Origin of the sequence: Flavobacterium sp. AJR (genome assembly GCF_002156885.1) — a bacterium.
GTDB lineage: Bacteria > Bacteroidota > Bacteroidia > Flavobacteriales > Flavobacteriaceae > Flavobacterium.
This window is the reverse complement of the sequence record NZ_NCWQ01000039.1, coordinates 1-25,255: the sequence shown is the minus strand read 5'-3', so window position 1 is coordinate 25,255 and position 25,255 is coordinate 1. Positions and strand designations below refer to the sequence as shown.

23 protein-coding genes and 1 pseudogene are annotated in these 25,255 nt (G+C 32.5%); 10 read left to right on the top strand and 14 right to left on the bottom strand.

Annotated elements, in window-relative coordinates; all coding sequences use genetic code 11:
• Positions 1-167: 167 nt before the first annotated feature.
• From B8T70_RS11905 to rny, 3 genes are all read left to right on the top strand, one after another.
• The gene (locus tag B8T70_RS11905; protein ID WP_039119394.1) at positions 168-458 is read left to right on the top strand and encodes a hypothetical protein; all 291 of its coding nucleotides are present in this window, start codon (positions 168-170) and stop codon (positions 456-458) included.
• 7 nt (positions 459-465) lie between these two features.
• Positions 466-759, top strand: coding sequence for a cell division protein ZapA (locus tag B8T70_RS11900; RefSeq protein WP_039112262.1), 294 nt, complete (start codon positions 466-468; stop codon positions 757-759).
• 208 nt (positions 760-967) lie between these two features.
• The gene (gene rny, locus B8T70_RS11895) at positions 968-2,533 is read left to right on the top strand and encodes a ribonuclease Y (protein ID WP_039112263.1); all 1,566 of its coding nucleotides are present in this window, start codon (positions 968-970) and stop codon (positions 2,531-2,533) included.
• A 430-nt stretch (positions 2,534-2,963) separates the two neighbouring features.
• Here rny and B8T70_RS11890 read toward each other — a convergent pair whose 3' ends face one another.
• From B8T70_RS11890 to B8T70_RS11870, 5 genes and pseudogenes are all read right to left on the bottom strand, one after another.
• Positions 2,964-4,487, bottom strand: a complete 1,524-nt coding sequence (locus tag B8T70_RS11890; RefSeq protein WP_086894986.1) for a PAS domain-containing protein — start codon at positions 4,485-4,487, stop codon at positions 2,964-2,966.
• A 207-nt stretch (positions 4,488-4,694) separates the two neighbouring features.
• Positions 4,695-5,591 (bottom strand): site-specific tyrosine recombinase XerD, encoded by an 897-nt coding sequence (gene xerD / locus B8T70_RS11885; RefSeq protein WP_086894985.1) that lies wholly within the window; start codon positions 5,589-5,591, stop codon positions 4,695-4,697.
• Positions 5,592-5,673: 82 nt separating this feature from the next.
• Positions 5,674-6,246: a porin family protein gene (locus B8T70_RS11880; protein WP_086894984.1), complete on the bottom strand. Its 573-nt coding sequence runs from the start codon at positions 6,244-6,246 to the stop codon at positions 5,674-5,676.
• 361 nt (positions 6,247-6,607) lie between these two features.
• Complete coding sequence (locus B8T70_RS11875) at positions 6,608-7,219, bottom strand: porin family protein (protein WP_086894983.1); 612 nt, start codon at positions 7,217-7,219, stop codon at positions 6,608-6,610.
• 280 nt (positions 7,220-7,499) lie between these two features.
• A pseudogene (locus B8T70_RS11870) lies at positions 7,500-8,054 on the bottom strand (porin family protein); the annotation flags it as partial.
• A 114-nt stretch (positions 8,055-8,168) separates the two neighbouring features.
• Here B8T70_RS11870 and B8T70_RS11865 point away from each other — a divergent pair.
• A complete protein-coding gene (locus B8T70_RS11865) occupies positions 8,169-8,936 on the top strand; it encodes an AraC family transcriptional regulator (protein WP_242667457.1) in 768 nt (255 codons plus the stop codon).
• A 30-nt stretch (positions 8,937-8,966) separates the two neighbouring features.
• Positions 8,967-10,127 carry an NAD(P)/FAD-dependent oxidoreductase gene (locus tag B8T70_RS11860; RefSeq protein WP_086894981.1) on the top strand — a complete coding sequence of 387 codons (1,161 nt, stop codon included), beginning with the start codon at positions 8,967-8,969 and terminating at the stop codon, positions 10,125-10,127.
• A 61-nt stretch (positions 10,128-10,188) separates the two neighbouring features.
• On the opposite strand, the gene nadB is transcribed toward B8T70_RS11860, so the two are convergent.
• From nadB to B8T70_RS11835, 5 genes are all read right to left on the bottom strand, one after another.
• The gene (nadB, locus tag B8T70_RS11855; RefSeq protein WP_086894980.1) at positions 10,189-11,712 is read right to left on the bottom strand and encodes an L-aspartate oxidase; all 1,524 of its coding nucleotides are present in this window, start codon (positions 11,710-11,712) and stop codon (positions 10,189-10,191) included.
• Positions 11,713-11,730: 18 nt separating this feature from the next.
• Positions 11,731-12,696: a quinolinate synthase NadA gene (gene nadA, locus B8T70_RS11850; RefSeq protein ID WP_369827399.1), complete on the bottom strand. Its 966-nt coding sequence runs from the start codon at positions 12,694-12,696 to the stop codon at positions 11,731-11,733.
• A 409-nt stretch (positions 12,697-13,105) separates the two neighbouring features.
• Positions 13,106-13,732 (bottom strand): MCP four helix bundle domain-containing protein, encoded by a 627-nt coding sequence (locus B8T70_RS11845; protein WP_086894979.1) that lies wholly within the window; start codon positions 13,730-13,732, stop codon positions 13,106-13,108.
• Positions 13,733-13,917: 185 nt separating this feature from the next.
• Entirely contained in the window at positions 13,918-14,673 is a 756-nt protein-coding gene (locus B8T70_RS11840) for a metallophosphoesterase (protein ID WP_086894978.1), read from the bottom strand.
• Positions 14,670-15,836 carry an MFS transporter gene (locus B8T70_RS11835; RefSeq protein WP_039115687.1) on the bottom strand — a complete coding sequence of 389 codons (1,167 nt, stop codon included), beginning with the start codon at positions 15,834-15,836 and terminating at the stop codon, positions 14,670-14,672. Before B8T70_RS11835 ends, B8T70_RS11840 begins: the two co-directional genes overlap by 4 nt.
• Before the next feature lie 85 nt (positions 15,837-15,921).
• On the opposite strand from B8T70_RS11835, the gene B8T70_RS11830 reads away from it, so the two are divergent.
• Entirely contained in the window at positions 15,922-16,761 is an 840-nt protein-coding gene (locus tag B8T70_RS11830) for an AraC family transcriptional regulator (protein WP_123912106.1), read from the top strand.
• A 113-nt stretch (positions 16,762-16,874) separates the two neighbouring features.
• Here B8T70_RS11830 and B8T70_RS11825 read toward each other — a convergent pair whose 3' ends face one another.
• The 4 genes from B8T70_RS11825 to B8T70_RS11810 all read right to left on the bottom strand — a co-directional run bounded on the left by B8T70_RS11825 (position 16,875) and on the right by B8T70_RS11810 (position 20,087).
• Positions 16,875-17,435 (bottom strand): DUF2911 domain-containing protein, encoded by a 561-nt coding sequence (locus B8T70_RS11825; protein ID WP_086894976.1) that lies wholly within the window; start codon positions 17,433-17,435, stop codon positions 16,875-16,877.
• A 177-nt stretch (positions 17,436-17,612) separates the two neighbouring features.
• On the bottom strand, positions 17,613-18,425 hold the full coding sequence (locus B8T70_RS11820) for an SDR family oxidoreductase (protein ID WP_086894975.1): 813 nt from the start codon (positions 18,423-18,425) through the stop codon (positions 17,613-17,615).
• Between the two features lie 107 nt (positions 18,426-18,532).
• On the bottom strand, positions 18,533-18,982 hold the full coding sequence (locus tag B8T70_RS11815; protein WP_039115658.1) for a YhcH/YjgK/YiaL family protein: 450 nt from the start codon (positions 18,980-18,982) through the stop codon (positions 18,533-18,535).
• Between the two features lie 160 nt (positions 18,983-19,142).
• The gene (locus tag B8T70_RS11810; RefSeq protein WP_086894974.1) at positions 19,143-20,087 is read right to left on the bottom strand and encodes an alpha/beta hydrolase; all 945 of its coding nucleotides are present in this window, start codon (positions 20,085-20,087) and stop codon (positions 19,143-19,145) included.
• A gap of 347 nt (positions 20,088-20,434) precedes the next feature.
• Between B8T70_RS11810 and B8T70_RS11805 the strand changes: the two genes are divergently transcribed.
• From B8T70_RS11805 to uxaC, 4 genes are all read left to right on the top strand, one after another.
• Positions 20,435-21,880, top strand: coding sequence for an MFS transporter (locus B8T70_RS11805; protein ID WP_039115654.1), 1,446 nt, complete (start codon positions 20,435-20,437; stop codon positions 21,878-21,880).
• Between the two features lie 80 nt (positions 21,881-21,960).
• On the top strand, positions 21,961-22,797 hold the full coding sequence (gene kduI / locus B8T70_RS11800) for a 5-dehydro-4-deoxy-D-glucuronate isomerase (protein WP_086894973.1): 837 nt from the start codon (positions 21,961-21,963) through the stop codon (positions 22,795-22,797).
• 6 nt (positions 22,798-22,803) lie between these two features.
• On the top strand, positions 22,804-23,586 hold the full coding sequence (locus B8T70_RS11795) for a gluconate 5-dehydrogenase (RefSeq protein ID WP_039115651.1): 783 nt from the start codon (positions 22,804-22,806) through the stop codon (positions 23,584-23,586).
• 21 nt (positions 23,587-23,607) lie between these two features.
• Positions 23,608-25,014, top strand: coding sequence for a glucuronate isomerase (uxaC, locus tag B8T70_RS11790; RefSeq protein ID WP_086894972.1), 1,407 nt, complete (start codon positions 23,608-23,610; stop codon positions 25,012-25,014).
• Positions 25,015-25,255: the final 241 nt, after the last annotated feature.

The window sequence follows — 25,255 nt, the reverse complement described above, 5'->3', positions numbered from 1 at the left end:
TTTTTGCTAAGATAAAAAAAAGTTAGTAAAATAATTACTAAAATCACAAAATACAATACCTTGAATTCCATTAATTTGCTATTTTTAATGCAAAAAAATCGATAAAATATTGCATTAATAAAAAGGAATACTAACTTTGTATGATTAAGTAATGAATAGGATTTATAATGAGTGTAATTGCCGAAATAATTGATACTCTTGAATATAAAGTAGAAAAACTTTTTGCGAAGCTAAAAGGTTTAGAAAAAAACAATCAAGAACTAAAGTCAGAATTAACAGAGGCTAAGCACACCATACACAAACAATCGGAAGAGATTGAGGCCCTGAAAAAGCAGTATGAAACACTCAAAATCGCCAATTCTTTACTTGGCAGTAACGATAATAAGAGAGATACAAAGCTTAAAATAAATTCATTAATTCGCGAAATAGACCACTGTATAGCACAACTATCAGACTAGTAATAACATGGACGAAAAGCTTAAAATAAAAATATCAATCGCTGACAGAGTTTACCCACTAACGGTCGAACTATCACAGGAAGAAGGACTTAGAAGTGCTTCTAAAAAAATTGATGTTATGATTAAGCAATTTGAAGAAAACTATGCTGTTCGCGACAAACAAGACGTTTTAGCCATGTGTGCATTACAATTTGCATCGCAAGTAGAGCAAAAACAAATTGACAAAGCAACTGATAGTGATGAAACTATCGAAAGAATTAAAAGATTAAATACCCTTTTAGATCAATATCTCGAAAATTAAACGTTCTTTACAGAAACTAAGATACTGCCTACATTAGTTCATATTTGGTAAACTCAACACTAACAAATTAGAATGAGCAAATCATCACTACTAAAGCATGCCACGCTTCGGCGAGGAAACTTGAACAGTGAGTTAGCTCAAAACTTGTCTTTTCGAGTTTATACAAGCAACCTAATGTAGGCTTTTTTATATATAAATTTTAACAAACATGGACAGCATAATAACGATCATTATTTCAGGAATTATAGGTGTTGCTGGGGGTTTTGGGATAGCCAAAATCATAGAAAAAAGCAATATTTCCAATTTAATCAAGAACTCAAAAAAAGAAGCTGCATCGATTTTAAAAGATGCTAATCTGGAAGCCGAAAACATTAAGAAAGATAAAATTCTTCAAGCAAAAGAAAAGTTTATTGAATTAAAATCAGAGCACGAACAAGTAATTCTTGCAAGAGATAAAAAAGTAGCAGAAGTAGAAAAAAGAGTACGCGACAAAGAATCTCAAGTTTCTAATGAATTATCAAAAGCAAAAAAGACTAATGATGATTACGAAGCTAAAACTCAGGAATATACTAACAAAATTGAAGTTTTAGACAAAAAACAAGCTGAAGTTGATAAATTACACAAAAGTCAACTACAACAATTAGAAGTAATTTCAGGTCTTTCTGCAGAAGAAGCTAAAAACCAATTAATGGAAGGCTTAAAAGCAGAAGCAAGAAGTAATGCAATGTCTCATATTCAAGATACTATTGAAGAGGCAAAACTTACTGCACAACAAGAAGCTAAGAAAATCATCATTAACACAATCCAAAGAGTTGGAACAGAAGAAGCAGTAGAAAACTGTGTATCTGTATTCAATATCGAATCGGATGATGTAAAAGGAAGAATCATTGGTCGTGAAGGTAGAAACATCCGTGCGCTAGAAGCTGCAACAGGTGTTGAGATTATTGTAGATGATACTCCAGAAGCAATTATCCTTTCTTGTTTTGACCCTGTACGTAGAGAAATCGCTCGTTTAGCATTACACAAATTAGTTACAGATGGTCGTATTCACCCAGCACGTATCGAAGAAGTTGTTGCTAAAACTGCAAAACAAATTGATGATGAAATCATTGAAGTTGGAAAACGTACAGTAATAGATTTAGGAATTCATGGTTTACACCCAGAATTAATAAAAGTTGTTGGACGTATGAAATACCGTTCTTCTTACGGTCAGAACTTATTACAACACTCTAGAGAAGTATCTAAATTGTGTGGTATTATGGCTGCCGAATTAGGACTGAACGTAAAATTAGCTAAAAGAGCTGGTTTACTTCACGATATTGGTAAAGTTCCAGATACTGAAAGTGATTTACCACACGCATTATTAGGAATGCAATGGGCTGAGAAATACGGTGAGAAAGAAGAAGTTTGTAATGCAATTGGAGCGCATCACGATGAAATCGAAATGAAATCACTATTATCGCCAATCGTTCAGGTTTGTGATGCTATTTCTGGCGCAAGACCTGGTGCAAGAAGACAAGTATTAGATTCTTATATCCAACGTTTAAAAGACCTTGAAGAAGTAGCTTACGGATTTAATGGAGTTAAAAACGCCTACGCTATTCAAGCAGGTAGAGAGCTTCGTGTAATTGTAGAAAGCGAAAAAGTATCTGATGATAATGCTGCAAGTTTATCATTTGATATCTCACAAAAAATACAAACTGAGATGACTTACCCAGGTCAGGTTAAAGTAACAGTAATACGAGAAACAAGAGCAGTAAATATTGCAAAATAAAACTCTCTTTATAATCATAAAAAAACTCCTCAATTGAGGAGTTTTTTTATTTATGATACTTTTCCTTTTTTTTACTATTAAAGGGTTAAGAAAAATTAATCTATGTATCTTATTTAACCGCAAAGGACGCAAGGATTTACGCAAAGTTCGCAAAGTTTTTGTTAGAGTAAATTCAAAGTTAATAGAGTATATACTCAATCTATTATATTTTACAATTGCACTAGCTAAAACCTTTGAATATTTTCTCTGTCTTGTCCCCTTTTCAGAAACCAACCCAAACTTACTCTAAAACTGTCAAGTTATTGATGGAGATTCTTCTATTCCGCTCAGAAAGGCAAGTTTGCGGGTATTACGCACGTTTTGAATCTTAGCACCTTAGAGCCTTTGCAACTCTGAACCTTTGCAACTTTGAACCTTAGAACCTCTGAACCTACAAATCATCATTAAATATAATCTTAAAAACGGTTCCTTCACCAACAACACTTTCTACAGAAACCTCCCCTTTCATAGATTCTATTTGGTTTTTTGTAATATACAATCCAATACCGCGAGCTTCTTTATGTTTATGAAAGGTTTTATACATCCCGAATATCAAATCGCCATAGCGCTCTAAATCAATTCCGATACCGTTATCTTTAATTTTTAAAGCTTTGCGACCATCTGGCTCAATTGCAAAAATAAACTCGACTACAGGCGCTCTATCAGGATGAGCATATTTAATTGCATTCGTAGTAAAATTCAATAAAACACTTTCCAGATAAGCAGGATTAAAATTAATCGTTACATAATCTGGTACATTATTAAGTATTACTATTTTTGTTTTTGCACTAAAAGCCTTGATTATAGAAACCGTTTTATCAATACTATACGCCAGTTTAAGAGGTTTTATAACAATATTGAGATTACTCTGTATTTGTACAATCTGAGTTAAATTAGAAATAGTATCATTTAAATCATTAGAAACCGTTCGTAAATGCACCAACATCTCATCAATTGTTTCTTTACTATGATCTTCATCGATAAAATCAAGAATACTCTTAATATTACCTGCTTGAGTATTTAAATTATGAGAAACGATATGAGAAAAATTAAGCAATCGACTATTTTGATCACTAAATAATTTCATCGTTTTAATGAGTTCCAGTTCTTTCTCTTTTTGATAAGAAACATCTGTATGCGTACCCAAAACACGCAATGGTTTTCCGTTTGAATCTCTTTCGATAACTTTTCCCCGATCGAGAATCCATTTGTATTTACCACTAGAAGTTAATACACGGTGGTAATTTTCATAATAAGGTATTTTATTATCAAAATGCTCTTGAATATCCGAGTAATACTTAGGTAAATCATCTGGATGCACGATTTTATCCCAACGTTCTGGATCATCAAAAATATCATTAGATTCTAATTCTAAAATTTTCAACGATAAAGACGAATAAAATACTCTGTTTGTTACCATATCCCAATCCCAAACACCAACTGTAGATGCGTCTAAAGCAAACTGAAACCTTTCTTCTGAAATTTTAAGTTTAAGCTCCTGATTTTTTATATCCGTTACATCCGAAATCCGTCCGTAGAAACTAACCAGACCATCTGGAGAACCTTCGGATTTTGCGCAAACTTTTAGCCACCGAATTTCTTTTTTTGGTAAAACTACCCGAAACTCTACTTCCCAGGGCGTTAGTGTTTTTCGGGCTTTAGATAGTGAAGTAATAAACATATGTCGATCTTCGGGATGCACTCTTTCGTACATCGCAAATTTACTTCGATTTGTAAATTCTGTAGTTGGTAACTCAAAAATCTCTTCCATAGCTTTACTAACCAAAGGAAAAGAATAAGTATTATCGACATCGATAATAAATTGAAAGATTAAATCGGGAATTTCGGCAAATAGTTTTTTGTAAAAGTTATTCAACTTCTGACAATTTTCATCTTCATATAAATCAAAAACCATAATTGTGTCTGTGTAAGTTGACCATTTTATCCAGAATAGAACAAAATTGATACTATTATTTAAGGCTTAAAAAAACATAAAAATTTCGTTTTTTATTGCTTATTATAAGTATGAGAACAAATTCTCTTTTTTACGAACAATACACCTCCAAGATATTAATTTTTTTAAGACAAAAATAAAATCATCTCAAATATTTTAGCCAAAAGTTTACTTTCTCGGATGAAAACTATGAATTACCTGTGTTAAATATGTTCTGTCTAAATGAACATATATTTCGGTTGTAGTGATCGATTCATGTCCTAACATTAATTGTATGGATCGCAAATCGGCACCATTCTCAAGCAAATGAGTAGCAAAAGAATGTCTTAAAGTATGTGGACTTATATTTTTATTTAAACCAATCTTAAAAGCCAGATCTTTGATAATTGTAAAAATCATGGCTCTGGTTAACTGACTTCCTCTACGATTTAAAAACAAAGTATCTTCAAAACCTTTTTTAATGTTTAAATGCGACCGTACTAAATTAACATATAGCAAAATATATTTTTGAGTCGATTCTCCAATAGGAACAAAACGTTCTTTATTTCCTTTTCCAGTAATTTTAATAAATCCTTCTTCAAAAAATAAATCCGATATTTTTAAAGCAACTAATTCTGAAACCCTAAGTCCGCAACCATATAAAGTCTCTAACATAGCACGATTTCTTTCTCCTTCATTAGAGCTTAAATCGATAGCAGCAATGAGTCTATCAATATCATCGACAGATAAAGTGTCTGGCAATTTTCTTCCTGTCTTAGGAGATTCTATAAGTTCTAAAGGGCTATTATTGCGATAATCTTCGAATATCAAATAATTGAAAAAACTTTTTAAACCCGAAATAATTCGAGCTTGAGAACGAGGGTTAACTTCTTTGGAAACTGAATAAATAAAATCCTGAACTGTTTCTTCATTAATTTGCACTGGAGAAACTTCAATTTCGTTTTGAGTAAGAAAAAGACATAATCGCTCAATATCAAAAACATAGTTCTCGATTGTATTTTTAGATAAACCACGTTCTATCTTAAGATAGGATTGATATTCTTTTATATAACGAGTCCAGTTCATAAAACAAAGGAAAGCTTTTTTTAATCATAAAAAAACCTTCTACTATTGCAGAAGGTTTTAACGTATATTTTAAAAAATAAAATTAGAATTTATATCCTAGAGATAAAGCCAAAACACTGTTTTTAGCACTATCATAATAATCATCTAAATCTTCATAATCTCCTCTATCAGCAAGACCTGACAAACCAATAGTATAACGAATACCCACTGATAAATTTTCAGTAAAATTATATCCAGCTCCTAAATTGAAACCTATATCTGTAGATTTATAACCATCTTTAGCATCTTCACCATCAGTTTTAGCTGACAATAAGAATCCTATTTGTGGACCAGCTTCAACTGAAAATTCTTTTGTTACATAATATTTAGCTAGAACAGGAATATTTAAATAACTCAATTTAGCATCATAATCTCCAAATGGGCTATCAAATTTTGCCCCTTGTGCTGAGTACAAAAGCTCTGGTTGAATAAAAAATTTGTCCATAACTTTAATTTCTGCAAAACCTCCAACATGGAAACCAACTAAAGATTTAGTATCATAACCACCTGTGAAATTTGTGAGGTTAAGACCTCCTTTTACTCCAAATCTTGTTTCTTGAGCATTTGCAAATCCAAATGCTAAAATCGCAACCATAGATAAAATAATTTTTTTCATTTTTTATGTTTTGTTAAAATTTAGGAGACAAACCTAGAAAACAGCGCTTTAAATTCCAAAATTTCAGATTAAAAAAAAATATCTTATAAAACCAATCCTCATACCTTTCCAGCTTCACAACACTGACTTAGAGCTTATTATTACTGTTTTTCTCACTAAATTTAGTGAGAGCAAATTTCTTTTAAACCTAACAATAATTAACCGTAAAAAACCTATAAATTGCATTTATACTCAGCAAATAACAAAGTCATCTTAAAATCATACATAAAAAAAACAACCCTTAAATATTTCTACTTAAGGGTTGCTAAATTGTAAAAAGTCAAACTAAGAATATCTTAAAAATAATATTCTAAAATAGTTATTAGAATTTATATCCAACTGATAAAGAGAATACACTGTTTTTAATTTTACCGTTATCACCTTCTTCATTTTCAGCAATATTAGATAAACCTAAATTATATCTAAGACCAGCAGAAAGATTTTCTGTGAAGTCATATCCAGCACCAAAGTTTACTCCAAAGTCAATTGATTTGTAAAAATCTTTAACATCTTCATCACCAGATGTAGTCCCAAAAAATTCATCTGTATTTGTAAAATCAGATTTAGCACTTAATAAAAATCCAATTTGAGGACCTGCTTCTAAACTAAATTTTTCAGCAACATAATATTTCGCCATTACTGGAATATTTAAATACGAAAATTTATCAGTGTTTTCATAACTAAATCCTTCTCCTGACTCTTCAAATTTAGCTCCTTGTAAAGAGTACAAAAGCTCAGGTTGAATAGAGAATTTTTCAGTTAATTTAATTTCTGCAAAACCACCAACTTGGAAACCAACTTTTGAAGAAGCGTTTTCAACATCTCCTGTAAAAGTAGAAAGGTTAATTCCTCCTTTTACACCAAATTTAACTTCTTGTGCATTTGCGAATCCAAATGCTAAAACAGCAACAATTGATAAAGTAATTTTTTTCATTTTTTTGTATTATGTTAAGGTTTAAGCGGCAAACGTAAAAAAGTGCAAACGAAATTCCAATAAAATCATAAAAAAAACAAAAAATTAATAAAAACACGAAATCCTATTTTCATTCTTTATCTCTCTGAAAAGAAGAATGTTATTACTGTTTTTCTCACTAAATTTAGTGATGCTAAATTTGTTTTAAGACCGCTAAAAATTATTACTAAAAAACTTATAAATAAAAAAAAGCCTCACATAAATTGATTATGAGGGGCTTTTAAAACGTAATTAAAATAGTTTAGAATTTATATCCTACTGATAAAGAAAATACGCTATTTTTAAATTTAGCATTATCTCCATCTCCGAAGTCAGTAATGTTAGATAACCCCAAGTTATATCTAACACCAGCAGAAATATTTTCAGTGAAGTCATATCCAGCACCAAAGTTTACTCCAAAGTCAATTGATTTAAATTGATCTTTAACATCTTCTTTTCCAGATTCATTATATCCTAATGTTGAATATGAATAATCATTTTTAGCACTTACTAAAAACCCGATTTGAGGCCCAGCTTCTAAACTAAATTTATCTATAACATAATATTTTGCCATTACTGGTACATTTAAATACCCAAACTTAAAATTAGATTCAGAAGAAAAACCATAAGCAGATACTTTAGATTTAGCTCCCTGAGTAGAGTATAAAAGCTCAGGTTGAACAAAGAATTTATCTGATAATTTTATCTCTGCAAAACCTCCAACCTGGAAACCAACTTTTGAAGAAGCATCATAAATATCTCCTGTCAAAGTAGAAAGATTAATTCCTCCTTTTACACCAAATTTAACTTCTTGTGCATTTGAAAATCCAAATGCTAAAACTTAATCTCTATAATGGTAAAAAACTTTTAATCTGTGGCAAAAAAAAAGGACAAAGCTTAATTTTTCTTAATGCCTTAATGGTGAATAAAATTGAATAAAACTAATCAAGAAATACTAGATATAGACTATCGGGAAATGAAACCTGGTTTCCCGTTGTCTAACTATGTTGAAAGTTTTTGGATGCTTTCGAATGTTTCTGATCAGGAAAAACAAATTGTGATTCTGCCAGATGGGAGAATAGATCTTATATTTTCTTTTGAAGACAGAGATAATATTACACTTCTGGGAGTCGATTCTGAACCTTCTCGAGCTGTGCTTGCGCCAAAGACAGCAATGTTTGCAGTTAGTTTTAAACTATTGGCTATCGAATATCTTTTTAAAGATAAATTCCCTGTTTTAGTAGATACTGCTTATAATTTACCTTCGGATTATTTTGGGATTTCAATTCAGGATTTCGAAAATTTTGAAGGGTTTTGTGATTTACTTTCGTCAAAGTTTTTGAGTTTTCTGAATCTTGAAATTGACGAACGTAAGAGAAAATTATTTGATTTAATATATAATTCAAATGGTGAAATTACGATTGCCGAAATTGCCGAAACAATCCATTGGAATAGCCGACAAATCAATCGATACTTTAATCAACGGTTTGGAATATCATTAAAGGCATATTGTACCATTCTTCGGTTTAGAGCTACATTTCAACAAATAAAAGAAGGCAAACTTTTTCCTGAACAAAACTTTACCGATCAGGCTCATTTTATAAAAAACATCAAGAAATTCTCGGGTGTAACTCCTAAGGAACTGAACAAGAATATAAACGACCGATTTATACAATTATCGACACTCAAGAAGAAATAATTTTGTCTTATAAAATTAAAGAATTGAGTTATGTTAATTAAAAATAAAAAAATAGCAATTGTAGGTGGAGGACCAGGAGGTTTAACATTAGCAAGACTTTTGCAACTTAAAGGCGCAGAAGTAAAAGTATATGAGAGAGATTTTAATTCGGATGTTAGAGTTCAGGGAGCTACCTTGGATCTTCATGAAGAATCAGGATTAGAAGCGCTTCGCAGAGCAGGATTAATAGATGCATTTTATGCCAATCATCGTCCTGAAGCAGGTAAATTGCGTATTCTAGATAAAAACCTGAATGTTGCAATGGATACGCATTCTGCCGATGATTATGAGGAGAATCGTCCAGAAATAGATCGTGGCCCATTACGAAATATACTCCTAGATTCTTTACAACCCGATACTGTGGTTTGGGACAGTCAGTTTCTTTCGATGTCTCCAAAAAATGAGAGTTGGGAATTAACATTCAAAAATGGTTCAAAAGCAGAAGCCGATATTGTAATCGCAGCCGATGGAGCGAACTCAAAAATAAGACCTCACATTAACTCGATAAAACCAATATACTCGGGTGTTACAATTGTAGAAGGAAACATTTATGATTCTGAAAAAAATGCTCCAAAATTATATAAGCTTGTAAATGGTGGAAAAATATTTGCTTTTGGCGACGAAAAAACATTGATTTTAAGCATGAAAGGAGATGGAACACTTTCTTTTTATACAGGTTGCAAAGTCGATGAATTTTGGGTTCGTGATAGTAGTATTGATTTCTCTAATAAAGATGAGGTTTATCAATGGTTTAAAAAAGAATTTGGTTCATGGGATCCAGTTTGGCAGGAATTATTTGAAAGTGATGAAATGTCGATTATTCCCAGACCACAATATCATTTTCCGCTAGATCAGCAATGGGATGCTTTACCAAATCTTACTATGTTAGGTGATGCTGCACATCGCATGCCGCCTTATGCAGGAGAAGGTGTAAATATGGCAATGCAAGATGCTTTTGAATTAGCTGAGGTTCTTTCTGGTAATAACTTCCCAAACATTCAGGAAGCGATTGCCACTTACGAAAAGCAAATGTGCAAAAGAGCTTCGGAGATTACCAAAATCACTTTAGATTCTACTGAAATGATGCATTCTGATGATCCTATTACCAAACTGATAAATATGTTTAATGGTGTTGATGAAGTGGAGCATTAATTAGTGATCCTTAATAATTTTTAGATAGTTATTAATTCTATGTCAAGTAATATCTCGAGTTTTAATAACTCGAGATATTTTCAATAATTTGTTCTTTATGATCCTCGATAACAATTTTTGCAACTGTAAGCATATTTGTAAATTCTACGAGTTGTGTTGTTAGTTTTTGTTTTTTAAATAACAATGCTACAGTTTTCATTTTCATCGATTCTATTTCGTCTATTATTTTTTCAAAATCAGCATCTTTGTTAGCGTAAAAATGAGTCATCATGGTTTGAAGTTCTTTTTTCAGTTTCGCAAAATTATTAGAATTGGTTTTAACCAAAGGTTCATTAAAACCTAACATAGTTTTTTTTGGAGAAAAAGTTATTCCATCAATAATACTATCGATATGTTCTGAGGCTTGGTGTGCAAAAACTAAAGCTTCTAATAAAGAATTTGAGGCTAATCTGTTTTTTCCATGTAATCCCGTTCTGGAGCATTCGCCTATAGCGTACAAGTTTTTTATATTTGTTTCTGAGTTTTTATCGACATTTATTCCTCCACATTGATAATGCGCAACGGGTACAATAGGAATTAAATCTATTTTAGGATTTAATCCGATTTTCTTGCAGTAATCTGTAATGGAAGGAAAATGAGCATAGAATTCTTCTAATTCCAAATGTCTGCAATCTAAATAAACATACGGTTTTCCAGATGCTTCTATTTCTTTGCTTATAGCTTGAGAAACAATATCTCTTGTCGCTAATTCTCCGCGAATATCATCTTTAAATATAAAACGCTTTTGATCTTCATTAACGATATGCGCTCCAAAACCTCTTACGGCTTCAGAAATTAAAAAAAACGGGTTTTTATCTTCTTCGTATAATGCCGTTGGATGAAACTGTATGTATTGCATATCCTTTATTAAGGCTCCGGCTCGTGATGCAATTGCGATTCCATCACCTGTTGCAATTTCGGGATTTGTAGTGTTTTTAAAAATTTGCCCACATCCTCCAGTGCTTAAAACAATGGTTTTAGCTTGTATGTATTTTATTCTGTCATTGACTTTGTCACAATAAAAAGCTCCTATAGCATAAGGATTTCCTTTATTGTTTTTAGTATTTATATCTATAACCAAATGATTTTCTAATACGGTAATATTAGACAATTGATTTATGGTATCAATTAGTTTTTTTTCGATTTCTGCTCCAGATATATCTTTATGATGTAAAATGCGATGTTGAGAATGTCCGCCTTCTAAACCTAAATTCCAGATTCCGGATTTATTTTTATCAAAAGAAACACCAATATCAATAAGTTCACCTAATCTTTCTGGCGCCTGATGTATTACCATTTTTACAATTTCCTCATCACATGAACCACCGCCAGATTTTAAGGTGTCCTGAATGTGTTGCTCAAAACTATCTTCGATACTATCGGTAACAACTGCAATTCCTCCTTGCGCTAATTGCGTATTGGAGTTTTTAGCTTTTTCTTTGGTCATGATTGTAATCGATAATTCAGGACGTTTTTTCGCTATTTTTATTGCAAAAAATAAACCTGCCACTCCAGAACCAATTATAAGTATGTCAGTATTTTTCATGATGATAAGCTTTGGTGATTAAGAGAAATTGAGCATTCTATCTATTGGTTTTATAGCTTGTAATCGTAATTCTTCATTAATGCTAATTTCTGGGCTTTCATTCTTTAGACATAAATAAAGCTTCTCTAATGTATTTATCTTCATATAGGCACATTCGCTACAAGCACAGGTATTATCTTCGTGAGAAGGAGCTGGAATGATTGTTTTTTGCGGAGCATCTTTTGCGAGTTGATGCATTATTCCTGCCTCTGTTGCTACGATAAATGTTGTAGCCGAATCATTTTTGATAAAATTGAGCATTCCAGATGTTGACCCAATATAGTGGGCTGTTTCCAAGATATGTCTTTCGGATTCGGGATGGGCAACAATCTTGGCGGTTGGGTTTGTATTGTAAATTTCGATTAGTTTATCTAATGAAAAAGCTTCATGTACAATGCAGGAACCATCCCAAAGAAGTAAATCACGTTTTGTTTCCTTTTTTAGATACATTCCTAGGTTTTTGTCTGGGGCAAAAATTATTTCTTGTTTTTTAGGAATCGCTTCGATTATTTTTTTTGCATTAGATGAGGTACATACCCAATCACTTAAAGCTTTTATCTCTGCTGAAGAATTGATGTAGGTTACCACAACATGTTTAGGAAAAAGTTCTTTTAGTTTTTTAAAGTTAACCGGGTCGCATCCATCGGCAAGAGAACAACCTGCATTGAGGTCAGGTAAAAGCACTTTTTTATTTGGATTGATAATTTTTGCAGTTTCGGCCATAAAATAAACTCCTGCAAAAACAATTGTATCTGCATTTGTAGTGGCTGCTTTTTTTGATAATTCAAGACTGTCGCCTACAAAATCGGCAATATCTTGTATGTCTTTTTCTTGATAATAATGAGCGAGGATAATCGCGTTTTTTTCTTGTTTTAATCGGTTTATTTCAGAAATTAAGAATAATTTATCCATGAATTTATTTTTATCGATACTCTTATATTTCATGTTAAGAATACCCAAATTAGATTAGTTACTTTTTTAGAAAACAGAATTTTAAATTGAAAAAAACTCCCAAACCGAAAACGTGTTCTATATATAATTGCCTTGCTTTTTATGAAGGCTATTGCATATTATTGCAATTTCTAATTTTGTATTCGGCCTAGGAGGAACCTATTCCATAATTTTTACTACAAATGTTTTATAACTTTTTGAATTATAATTATTTAATTATGGTTTTAGCGTTGTAAAGATATTATTGAGGTTAATCTTATTTCATGATTAAAATCATGAAATGCATTTTTTATATTTTAATATTTAGAAGGAGTGAAGTAGAAATACAGAAAACATAGAAAAAGCCTGTTGATGCAGTATTTGCTTCAACAGGCTTTATGATTTAAGAAATATGATTTTTAAATTAATTCAGGCTAGGGCCTTCGGGAATTTTTATAGTTCGCTTGTGTCTTTTTGTTAGCAATAAATAGATAATTGCAACGCCAAGAACTATTAATAAAGCAATTTCTAGTTGTGCCAATACATTATATTGGTTGTATGCTTTATTGGCGTTTTCTAATTGTAATTTAGCTTCATCAACCTGAATTTTAGAAAGTGATTCTAAAGTAACTAAAGCTTCATCTGCCGATTTTTCGACTTCTTGCCATTGTTTGTCTTGAGCTTGTTTGTTTATTTTGGAGCAGATAGCCACAAAAGTATTAAAGTCTTCTTTTTCTTTGGGTGTTAAAACCGTTTTATGATACAATAAGTTTATTGCCTTGATATTTTGAATAGACGTAATAACAGCATCGTTTTTATCAGCTTCATTACTGTTTTTAACTGCGTTTGCCTTAACAAGGTTTAACTCATTGGCATAATGAAAAATATAGGTCGAAACGATTAAGCGATCTTTGTAAATTGCATTGATATTCTCATTGGTGGTTTCAGCGTTTCGTAGTGTATTAAAAGTACTTAGTATTATAATTAACATTACAATTGCCAGTATAAAAGCGGCTTTTGTTTTCTTGCTACTATTTTTTAAACCCATCATATTGTATTGATTTGTATCGCAATATAATTATTTATTTGGAACAAACTTGCTATTTTTAGGCTAAATATATAATCCACTGGAGGTAATTCCTTAACAGATAGAAACATAGAAATTCGCGCTCTTAAAAAAGACAGAGTAAGCCTTAACGAGATATAATATTTTATAGAATTTTTTATTTTATCAAATTAAACGATTAGGTCTTTCTTTAAAAATTTGGCATAAAAATCAGGAATTTCACTTTCTTCAATGGCACGTATAACTTCGTTTATTGGGTATTGTAGCTTAACAATTTCGGGAGTTATATTTTCGTCAGAAATATGGAATATAAGGTATGTTGCCAATGGATTATCTTCTCTGGAGCGACCTACGGAGCCTGAATTTATTAATGTTCCTGCAGGAGATTCTGTGGTTGCTTCTATATGCCTAACATACGGTTTGTGAGTATGTCCCATAATGATGATATCGGCTTTTTCCTGAGTAAGCATCGATTGAACATCTGTAAGATCATGATTCTCATAAATGTATTCATCATTGCTTCGGGTGCTACCGTGAACTAATAGTACTTTAGTTTCTTTTCCAGAAATGGTAAAATTAAGTAAGAGTCTTTCAGGAAGCGTTTTTAAGAATGCCTTGTTCTCTGGTTTAATAGTTTGTTTGGTATAATTAATTCCGTTAAGGCGTGCGGCTCTTTCCTCAGGATTATGTTTTGGCAATGGAGTTACTTCATGATCAAATGCGATGCGTTCATCATGATTTCCCATTAAGCAAGGAATTTCTAATGCATTAATTAGCTCGATTACTTCATTATGCCAAGGAGCAAAATCGACCAAATCGCCTAAGCAATATATTTGATCAATGTTTCTTTGTTTTATATCTTCGAGAACGACTTTTAGCGCTGGTAAATTACCATGTATGTCACTAATTATTGCTATGTTCTTCATGCTTTACGTTTGTTTGAAAAAATTACTATTATTAATGCAATAATACTCCATAAAAGCATTTGCGAGGTAGCCATATCCCATTTTCCTAACTTCCAACTTAAAAGTCCGAAGTAAGTACCTACTGCGGCACCAATAAAATAAGTAGTCATGTATATGGTATTCAGTCTACTATGTGCTTCTTCGTGTAAACTATATATACGTGTAAAATTGGTAATTTGGGTTGCTTGTACACCAATATCTAAGAAGAAAACACTAAGAATTAACACAGGAATAGAATATGGGAAGATTTTTATAAGGATAATGCTGCCTATAATCATCGAAACTGTAGTTAATAAAGAGCGTCGTACATTGCCCTTATCGGCTATTTTTCCAAAATATGGTGCGACCAATGCACCACCAATGGCGATTAAACCAAACAATCCTATTATGCCCGAATGATAGTTTAAAGGCGCGCTGCTAAGATGGAATGTAAGCGTTGTCCAGAAGGAACAAAACACTCCAAATGTAAATGATCCTAAAAGTGCTGTTTGGCGTAAAACAGGGTATTTGGGTATGAGTGCCAATGTTGATTTTATAAGATGGAAATAACTGCCTTTGAATTTTGAAGGTACTTCGGGCAGGTATAACTTTAGCATAAGCGTAACCAAAAGAACCATTAATCCCGAAATTCCAAAAACATAGCGCCAACCTAGTAATTCGGTTATGAAACCACTAATAACCCGCGCTCCTAATATCCCTACCAATATTCCGCTGAAAACTACGCCGACGTTTTTACCTCTGTTTTCTTTGCCCAATGTTGCTGCCATAGGTAATATAATTTGGGCAGGAGTAGAGAAAAGTCCAACAAAAAAACTGAGTATATATAAGGCAGTTAATGAAGATGTCAATGTTATAAAAAACAAAGTAAGTACCAATAATCCACACAATAAAAGAATAAGATTCTTGCGATTGACTTTATCGCCAAGCGGAAGTAAAAAGAACATTCCAAGTCCATATCCTAATTGCGAAAGCATGGAAATTTTCCCAATTTGGGTTTCGGTAACTTTTAGTGATAAAGCTATTGTTTGTAATATGGGTTGGTTGTAATATATATTAGCAACGATTACTCCGGCTGAAACTGCCATAAGCGGAATCACCGCTGGTTTGAAACTGGTTTTTGTCATAAACTTTTTTTGCAAAGCTATTGTACTCTTAAAAGTAAAAATTGTACTTTTAAACTCTATTTTTGTAAAAAAAAACAACAATCATTTGGAACGTTTTATCCAACATACTCCTTTATTTATTCGGCATTTTACGACCGAAACCTGGCCGTTTCCTGTGCATAATCACAATCATTTTGAGTTGGTTTTTATTCATTCTGGTAGTGGTTTACATCAATTAAATGGAGGAGAAGTCACGTATAAAGGACCTTGTGTATTCTTATTATGTCCATCAGATTATCATCTTTTTATAATCGATAAAGAAACAGAGTTTAGCGTATTAAAATTTAATAATCGCTATCTCGACGGAACTTCATCTGATACTGCCAAAAACGAATGGAATAAAGTCCTGGATCAGTTGCTTGGAATAAGCAATACATCAGATGGCAAACTGGTTGATTCTCCTCAAGAGTTAGATAAAATAAATCACCTTATGCGATTGATTGTGAGCGAGTGGGATGGAGGTAGCCAAAACGGATCTAATGAGGTGCTTCTTTATTTAATACGAAGTGTATTTGCTGTAATTAAGAAAAATGCTTTTGAATCATTAGGAGCCAACATGGTTTTGAATGAAGGCTTATTGGTCGGAATTATGAATTATATTCATAAAGAAATTCGTGTGCCTGTTAATTTAAACTTAACAGTTTTATCAGGTTTTTTTAATATGGCACCCAATCATTTAAGTAGTTTGTTTAAGCGACAAACAGGAGGTTCAATAAAGAAATATATCGATGATTATAAATACAAATTAATAGAAAATCGCCTTAAACACAGCAATGCTTTAATGAAAGAAATAAGCAATGAGTTTGGATTTTCGGATGTAAGTCATTTTAATAAATTCCTAAAAAAACAAACAGGATTAAATCCTAAGGAAGTTAGGAGGCTTTAGTTTTTAGTATTCAGTCTCAGTGTTGAGTATTTACTCTCAGTTTTCAGTATAAAAAAAAAGAGATACTTATTTTATTAAGTATCTCTTTTATATTTAGTTCTAATGGTAAATAATTATTTAATTGTTATCGGAACTTCAACAGTTGTTTTGTCCCAACCAATTACCAGATTTGCTACGGAACCATTATTAGTAAAAGCAATTGATAAAGCTTCTATAGGAGTTGATACCGCCTTAACAGGAACTGTTACTCTGGCAATATCTTTGGTTTCGTCATAGGCATAAGCTCCCCAAAGATCTATTTCTTTATTGATAATAATTGTCCATTTGTCTTTTTCAGGAATGGCAAATAAACTATAAGTTCCTGCTGGAATGTTTTTACCACCAATTGTAACTGGTTTGTAGAATTTGATTTCTGTGTTTTCATTAGCTCCAACACGCCAAACTTCACCAAACGGAATTAATTGTCCAAAAATAACTCTCCCTTTTGCCGAAGGTCTAGAATAAACCACCTTAATAACAGCAGTTGGACTATCCGTTTTTTTAGATTTAACGGCTTTGTGCGGATAATAACTAATGTCAACTGGACTTGTATCCAATGGTGCGAATTTGACATCTTGAGCATTAACAGAAAAAGCGGTCAATAAGATAATTGCTAGTAAATTAAATTTTTTCATAGTTTAATGATTTATAATAGTTTACACAAAGTAAGAGAATATCCAAGAGAAATCATATTATTCATTTTTCTTTTTTTATATCAATGTTTTAAGTGCAACTTAATGTTTGTTTCTTCAGAGAATATTTTTTAGAATTGATGATATCAAGTCAGTCGTTTTTATTGAAATGATTTCTTTTTAAATACTCGTAGCAGCAAAACCACCATCTACTTTAAGGATTGTTCCCGTTACAAACTTAGACATGTCACTGCATAAAAATAAAAGAGCTCCATTTATATCTTCGGGTGTCCCAAATCTTCTCATAGGAGTATTTTTGATAATCTTTTCGCCTCTTGGTGTTAATTTGCCATTAGGGTTAAGTAATAAAGCCTTGTTTTGTTCACCTATAAAAAAGCCAGGAGATATTGCGTTTACACGAATACCTTCTCCGTATTTAGTAGCTAGTTCTACTGCCATCCATTGGGTAAAATTATCAATTGCAGCTTTTGATGCCGAGTATCCAACAACTCGCGTTAATGGTCTTTGTGCCGATGCCGATGAAATATTAATGATGATACCTTGTTTTTGCTTAGCAAAAAGTTCAGAAAATACCTGAGAGGGTAGCATTGTCCCAATTATATTCAGATCAATTACTTTTTGCAAATCATCAACATTCATATCATATATTGCCTGGTCTTGACTTATAGTTGCTCCAGGCATGTTTCCGCCAGCAGCATTTATAAGAATATCCAAACGCCCGTATTGAGCTATGATATAATCCTTTGCTTTCTCGAGTTCTTCCTTTTTTAATACGTTTGCTTGTATAGCAAAAGCTTGTCCGCCATTATTTTGTATTCTATCTACTATTTTATTCGCTTTTTCAATAGATTGTGATACGATTCCTGTGATAACGCCTTGCTTAGCCAAAACAGTAGCAAAGTTACTGCCCAGCACGCCTGCACCACCCGTTATTAAAGCAATTTTTCCTTTAAGATTAAATATTGAATCCATATAAATTAGGTACTGTTTTTTATTCTGTATCAAGAGATAAGATCGATTATCATGTTTCTTTTCAAATCAAATTCTCTTTGCTTTATATTGTGTTCAGTCTGAATGTTTTATTTTTCAACCTTAATTACGATTTTTTTTAGCATCCCTTCACCAATCATTGCTGCATGAACATCTTCTGGGAATAAGATAGCGAACTGTTTTTCTTGCAATTGAAAAAACATATCTGGAGCGTCATGAAAAAATCGTACATCTTTTTCATCGCTATAATCTCCATTCGGACTAATGCATTTTTCTCTTGGTTTCCAGGCAAAAGTTTCAGGACCTTTTATAGAAATTTGTATGTCGATATTTTTGTCGTGACATTCAAATCCTTTGATACTTTCCTCTTTTAAAAGTCCTTCGCCTTGAATAACTATTACTTTTACCCCTTTTGCTATTTCAAATGATCCCTCCGGAAGCTTACTTATATCATTTTCGTTTACATAATTAAAAGCCTTTTTAAAGTTAGGGTGTAAACTATAATATTTTGCAGCGTTATTTAATGAATCTATAATCATTGTTTAATTTTTTATATTTAATTAATTCTTGTTTTGTGTATTTTTTTCTTGCTTATTGGACATAAGTTATAAGTCAATAAAGGTATTTTTCTTTTTTTTAATTTTCATAGATAAAACTGAAAAACTAGTTTTTGTATAGTGACTTCTTATTTCTATACCTTCATAAATACTCATTAGCCTTTAACCATTCCACGCAATCTTTTGTCCAGAAGAAGCTTGTATCTTTTACGCCTAAACCAAATCCGTGTCCGCCTTTTTCATATAAATGTAATTCGGCAGAAACTTTATTGTTTTTAAGAGCCAGGTAATAGTTAATGCTATTTTCAGATGGAACAACAGTATCATCGGTTGCGTGAACAAGAAAAGCGTGAGGTGTTTCGGGAGTAACTCTCTTATCGTTAGAGAATTTATCTATTAATTCCTGAGAAGGATTTACGCCCAATAAATTAGTCTGAGATCCTTTGTGTGCAACTACATCGGTCATGCAAATTACTGGATAGATCAATAAAGAAAAACTCGGACGTGCACTAATCGTATTATCCGTTTTATAGACAATATCATTATAATGAGTTGATAGAGTCGAAGCCAAATGCCCTCCTGCAGAAAATCCTATTACACCAATTTTATCAGAATCTAAATTCAATTGATTGGCATTTTTTCTGATAAAACGCATTGCTTCTTGCGCATCTTGCAACGGCCCAATTGTTTTGTCTTTCATAATTAAATCGCTTGGTAATCTGTATTTTAATACAAAAGCTGTAATCCCGAGTGAGTTAAGCCATTTTGCAACTTTTGCACCTTCTTTATCTATCGATAAATGCGAATATCCACCACCCGGAAGTATTAGTACCGATGTTCCATTTGGTTTGATTTCGTGAGGTAAGTATATAGCCAATGTAGGAATTGTAACAAAACTAACACCAGTTACTATTCCATCTTTTACAACTTCTTTTTCTTGATAATTTGGTGCCTTTATAGCGTCTGGAATTGCAGTTGTCCAAAGCGGAATAACTTTATCCTGAGCATATATCGGAGTGCCTATCTTTAAGGCTACAATTAGAATTATAACTGTTAGGCAATTTTTTAGATTCTTATTTTTTTTCATTTTGTTTTTTTATCGAAACTATGCCGTTTCAATGCGATATTTTCTTTATTTATTTTGCTTTTATTTAGCAGATTTTGGTTGAGTTTTCGGCCTTTAATTCTATCTTTTTTGGTAAAAGACCATTTAACAAATATATTGGTTAATGCTTACTTATGTATTGGTTTTTTTATGTGATATGTTTATTTAAATAGATTTTTTAAAAAAATATTTAAATTATTTGCTAAGTTAGTATTAAAAACTATATTTGTGCAATCGATTACATTAAAATTTATTTCTGCCTTAATTTTGAAATTGACAAGCATAAATAAAGAGAATAATTTTTTAACTATCCATAATAAACCAAAACCATGAACCAAACCACTAAATCCACTGGAAAGTATCGCTGGAGTATATGTGCATTGTTATTTTTTGCCACAACCATCAATTATTTAGACAGACAAGTGCTCTCTTTAACATGGAGTGATTATATCGCTCCTGAGTTTCATTGGACAAACAATGATTATGGAAACATTACTGCCTTATTTTCTATATTTTATGCTGTTTCTTTATTATTTGCAGGAAGATTTGTGGATTGGTTGGATACCAAAAAAGGATTTCTTTGGGCAATCGGAATTTGGTCTTTAGGAGCTTGTTTGCATGCGTTTTGCGGTATTGCAACTTCAGGAATAATAACTGGTAATTGGTTTGTAGGATTTGAAGGTTCTAAAGAAATAATTAGTTCTATAAACGATACAGGAATGGTAATAAATGTGAGTGTTACTCTGTTTATTTTTGCCCGTTTCATTTTGGCAATAGGAGAGGCAGGAAATTTTCCTGCAGCGATTAAAACCACAGCCGAATATTTTCCTAAAAAAGACAGAGCATTCTCTACAAGTATATTTAATGCTGGTGCTACCGTTGGAGCATTGGCAGCACCAATATCTATTCCTTTTATAGCTAAATCTTTTGGTTGGGAAATGGCATTTATTATTATAGGTGCTTTAGGTTTTGTTTGGATGGGATTTTGGGTTTTTATGTATGATAAACCAGAAAAACATCCGAAGGTTTCTGCTGCTGAATTAGAATATATTCAGCAAGATGATATTGCCGATAGCAAACTTGTAGGTTACGTTCCCGAAAACACTACCAAAGTAACTTTTGCAGATTGTTTTAGATACAAACAAACGTGGGCTTTTGCTTTTGGTAAGTTCATGACCGATGGTGTTTGGTGGTTTTTCTTATTTTGGACACCAGCTTATTTAAGTTCGGTTTACGGAATGGATTCTACCCAAGCAGCTTTACCATTATTTGTTTTATACATGATTACGTTACTTTCAATTATTGGCGGTTGGTTGCCAACTTATTTTGTCGAGAAGAAAGGCATGAATCCATACGAAGGTAGAATGAGAGCTATGCTAATTTTTGCATTCTTTCCCTTATTAGCATTAATCGCACAACCATTAGGGTATATAAGCTATTGGTTGCCAGTAATTATAATAGGTATTTCGGGTGCTGCTCACCAATCTTGGTCGGCTAATATATTTACAACAGTAGGAGATATGTTTCCTAAAAAAGCAATCGCAACCATTACAGGTATTGGCGGATTGGCAGGAGGAGTTGGATCAACATTAATTAATAAAGGATCAGGTTTGTTGTTTGATTATAGCAAAGAAACCAATATGTCTTTTATGGGTTTTCACGGAATTGAAGCTGGCTATTTTATCATTTTTTCAATATGTGCTGTTTGTTACTTAACAGGCTGGTCAGTAATGAAACTTTTAGTACCAAAATACGCACCTATCACTGATTTATAAATAATAAATTGAGATTTGATTATAACTAATTAGAATATATTGTGTAGTTTTGTAATCGATTACATTTTTAAATAGAAATTATGACAAACTTTGAATTTAGATACGCAACAAATCCAACAGATTTTAAAAAGTATGGTACTGACGAATTAAGAACTCAGTTTTTAATTGAGAAATTATTTATCGAAAACCAAATTCAGCTTACGTATTCTATGTACGATAGATACATTGTAGGAGGGATTATGCCAGTTGGAAAAGTGTTGAAATTAGAAACGATTCCATATTTAAAATCTGAAAATTTTCTAGACAGAAGAGAATTAGGAATTATAAATGTTGGCGGAAAAGGAACTGTAACTGTCGATGGAGAAGTTTTTGAATTAGATAAAAAGGAAGCTTTATATGTAGGTCAGGGTTGCAAAGAAGTTTTGTTTGCAAGTGCCAATGGAGAGCAAGCTTTGTTTTATATTAATTCAGCTCCGGCTCATGCCAAATTTCCAAATAAAAAAGTAGGTAAAGAAAATGCCGAAGTAATTCAGTTAGGAGAAGAAAAAACTGCAAATCGCAGGGTTTTGAATAAGTTGATTGTGAATAGTATTGTTCAAACCTGCCAGTTACAAATGGGATTAACAGAGTTATTACCAGGAAATGTTTGGAATACCATGCCAGCACATACACATGATAGAAGAATGGAAGCATATTTCTATTTTGATCTAGAAGCGCCACAAACAATTTGCCATTTCCTTGGAGAAACACAAAATACACGTCATATTTTCATGCAAAATCATCAGGCAGTTTTATCTCCAGAATGGTCTATTCACTCCGGAGCTGGAACGTCTAATTATTCTTTTATATGGGGAATGGCGGGAGAAAATTTAGATTACGGAGATATGGACATCGTTGCTCCAAACGAACTAAAATAAAGAATCATGAAATTATTTGATTTAAGTAATAAAAGAGCCTTAATAACAGGAGGTACGCATGGTCTGGGTATGGCTATGGCTGAAGGTTTAGCGCAAGCAGGAGCAGAGTTAGTAATTAGTAGTACAACACCAAGCAAATTAGAAGAGGCGCTTGAATATTACAAAAGTAAAGGGTACAAAGCATCAGGATATATTTTTGATGTAACCGACGAAAAAATTGCTGCCGAACAAGTAGAAGCAATCGAGAAGAATCAGGGACCAATTCATATTTTGGTAAATAATGCAGGAATCATCAAGAGAGAACCTGCGGTGAGTATGCCAATCGAAGATTTTCGTCGTGTTATAGATGTGGATTTAGTTGGAGCTTTTATCATGTCGCAATTAGTGGGGCGTAAAATGATTGAGCGAAATGAAGGTAAAATTATCAATATTTGCTCGATGATGAGTGAGTTAGGTCGAAATAGTGTTTCTGCTTATGCTGCTGCAAAAGGAGGTTTGAAAATGCTTACCAAAAACTTAGCTACGGAATGGGCAAAACACAATATTCAGGTTAACGGAATCGGACCGGGTTATTTTGCTACTTCGCAAACAGAACCTATTCGCGTAGACGGAAATCCTTTTAATGAATTTATTATAAGTCGAACGCCTGCGGGACGATGGGGAGATCCAGAAGATTTAGCCGGAACAGCAGTTTTCTTAGCTTCTGAAGCTAGCCGATTTGTAAACGGTCAAATCATATATGTTGATGGTGGAATTCTTGCCACAATCGGTAAACCATCAAACGAATAACCACTCAATTCTATAAAAAATATGAGCGCAAATCAGACATTCATAAACGATAATTTTTTACTTGAAAATAAATTCGCGGAAGAATTATATCATAATTATTCCAAGAATCAACCGATAATAGATTACCATAATCACCTGAATCCGCAGTTTATTGCTGAAGATAAAATCTTTGAAAACACTACTCAGGTTTGGATAAATGGCGATCACTACAAATGGCGCGCTATGCGTACATTGGGTATTAATGAGCAATTTATAACAGGAAATGGTTCTGATAAAGACAAGTTTATAAACTGGTCAAAAACAGTTCCGTACACGATGCGTAATCCTTTGTATCATTGGACACACTTAGAATTGGCTCGTTATTTTGATATTTATGATTTATTGAATGAAAAATCGGCTGAGCGTATCTACATCGAAACTTCAGAGAAAATAAATTCAGAAGCGTACAGCACACAAAACTTGCTTAAAAAAGTAAATGCCGAAGTGGTTTGTACGACCGAAGATCCAATTGATAATTTAGAATACCATATAAAATTAGCCAAGAACCCAATTGGGACTAAGATGAGCACGGCTTTTAGACCTGATAAAGCTATTTTAATTTCTAATGATGGTTACAATCAATATATTGATACTCTGGGAGAAGTTGCAGGAATTACAATTAGTTCTTATGCTGATTTATGCAGTGCTTTAAAAAATAGAATTGAATATTTTGCTAAAAATGGATGCAAACTTAGTGATCATGGATTAGATCAAATTTACTTTGAAAACTTCACTGAAAATGAGATCAATTCAATTTTCAAAAAGAAAAGAGAAAACCAAACAATTACACCCGATGAAGCCTTAAAATTTCAAAGTGCTGTGTTGTTATTTTTATCCGAAACGTATCATGAATTTGGTTGGGTGCAACAATTTCACTTAGGAGCATTACGAAATAATAATGCGAGAATGCATAGGATTTTAGGACCAGATACTGGTTGGGATTCTATTGGGGATTATCCGCAAGCACAAAAACTATCTTCATTTTTAAATGCATTAGATAGTAAAGATAAATTGACAAAAACAATCATTTACAACCTGAATCCAGCTGATAATGAAGTTATGGCAACGATGATAGGAAATTTTAATGACGGTAGTATTAGAGGTAAAGTTCAGTTTGGATCAGGATGGTGGTTTTTGGATCAAAAAGACGGAATGACCAAGCAATTAAACGCACTTTCGAACATGGGATTAATTAGTTGTTTCGTGGGAATGTTAACCGATTCCAGAAGCTTTTTGTCTTTCCCAAGACACGAATATTTCCGACGCATTCTTTGTAATCTTTTAGGTGACGAAATAAAACGCGGAGAACTTCCTAATGACATGGAATGGATAGGGAAAATGGTTCAGGATATATCTTATAATAACGCAAAAGAATATTTTAAATTTTAGTTTAACCGCAAAGAGCGCAAAGATTTACGCAAAGTTAGCAAAGGTTTGAACCATTAAGGCATTAAGAAAAATTAAGGTTTTAAAAATCCGTTTTTATCAGCGTCTTTGCTTTAGCAAATCTGTGTTATCCGCGTTGCTTTATAGACAATGCAGAAAATCCTTTTAATCCTTGAAATCTGTGGCAAAAAAATAACTATTAAGAGCTAAAACTTAATTTTTCTTAATCTCTTAATGGTGAAAA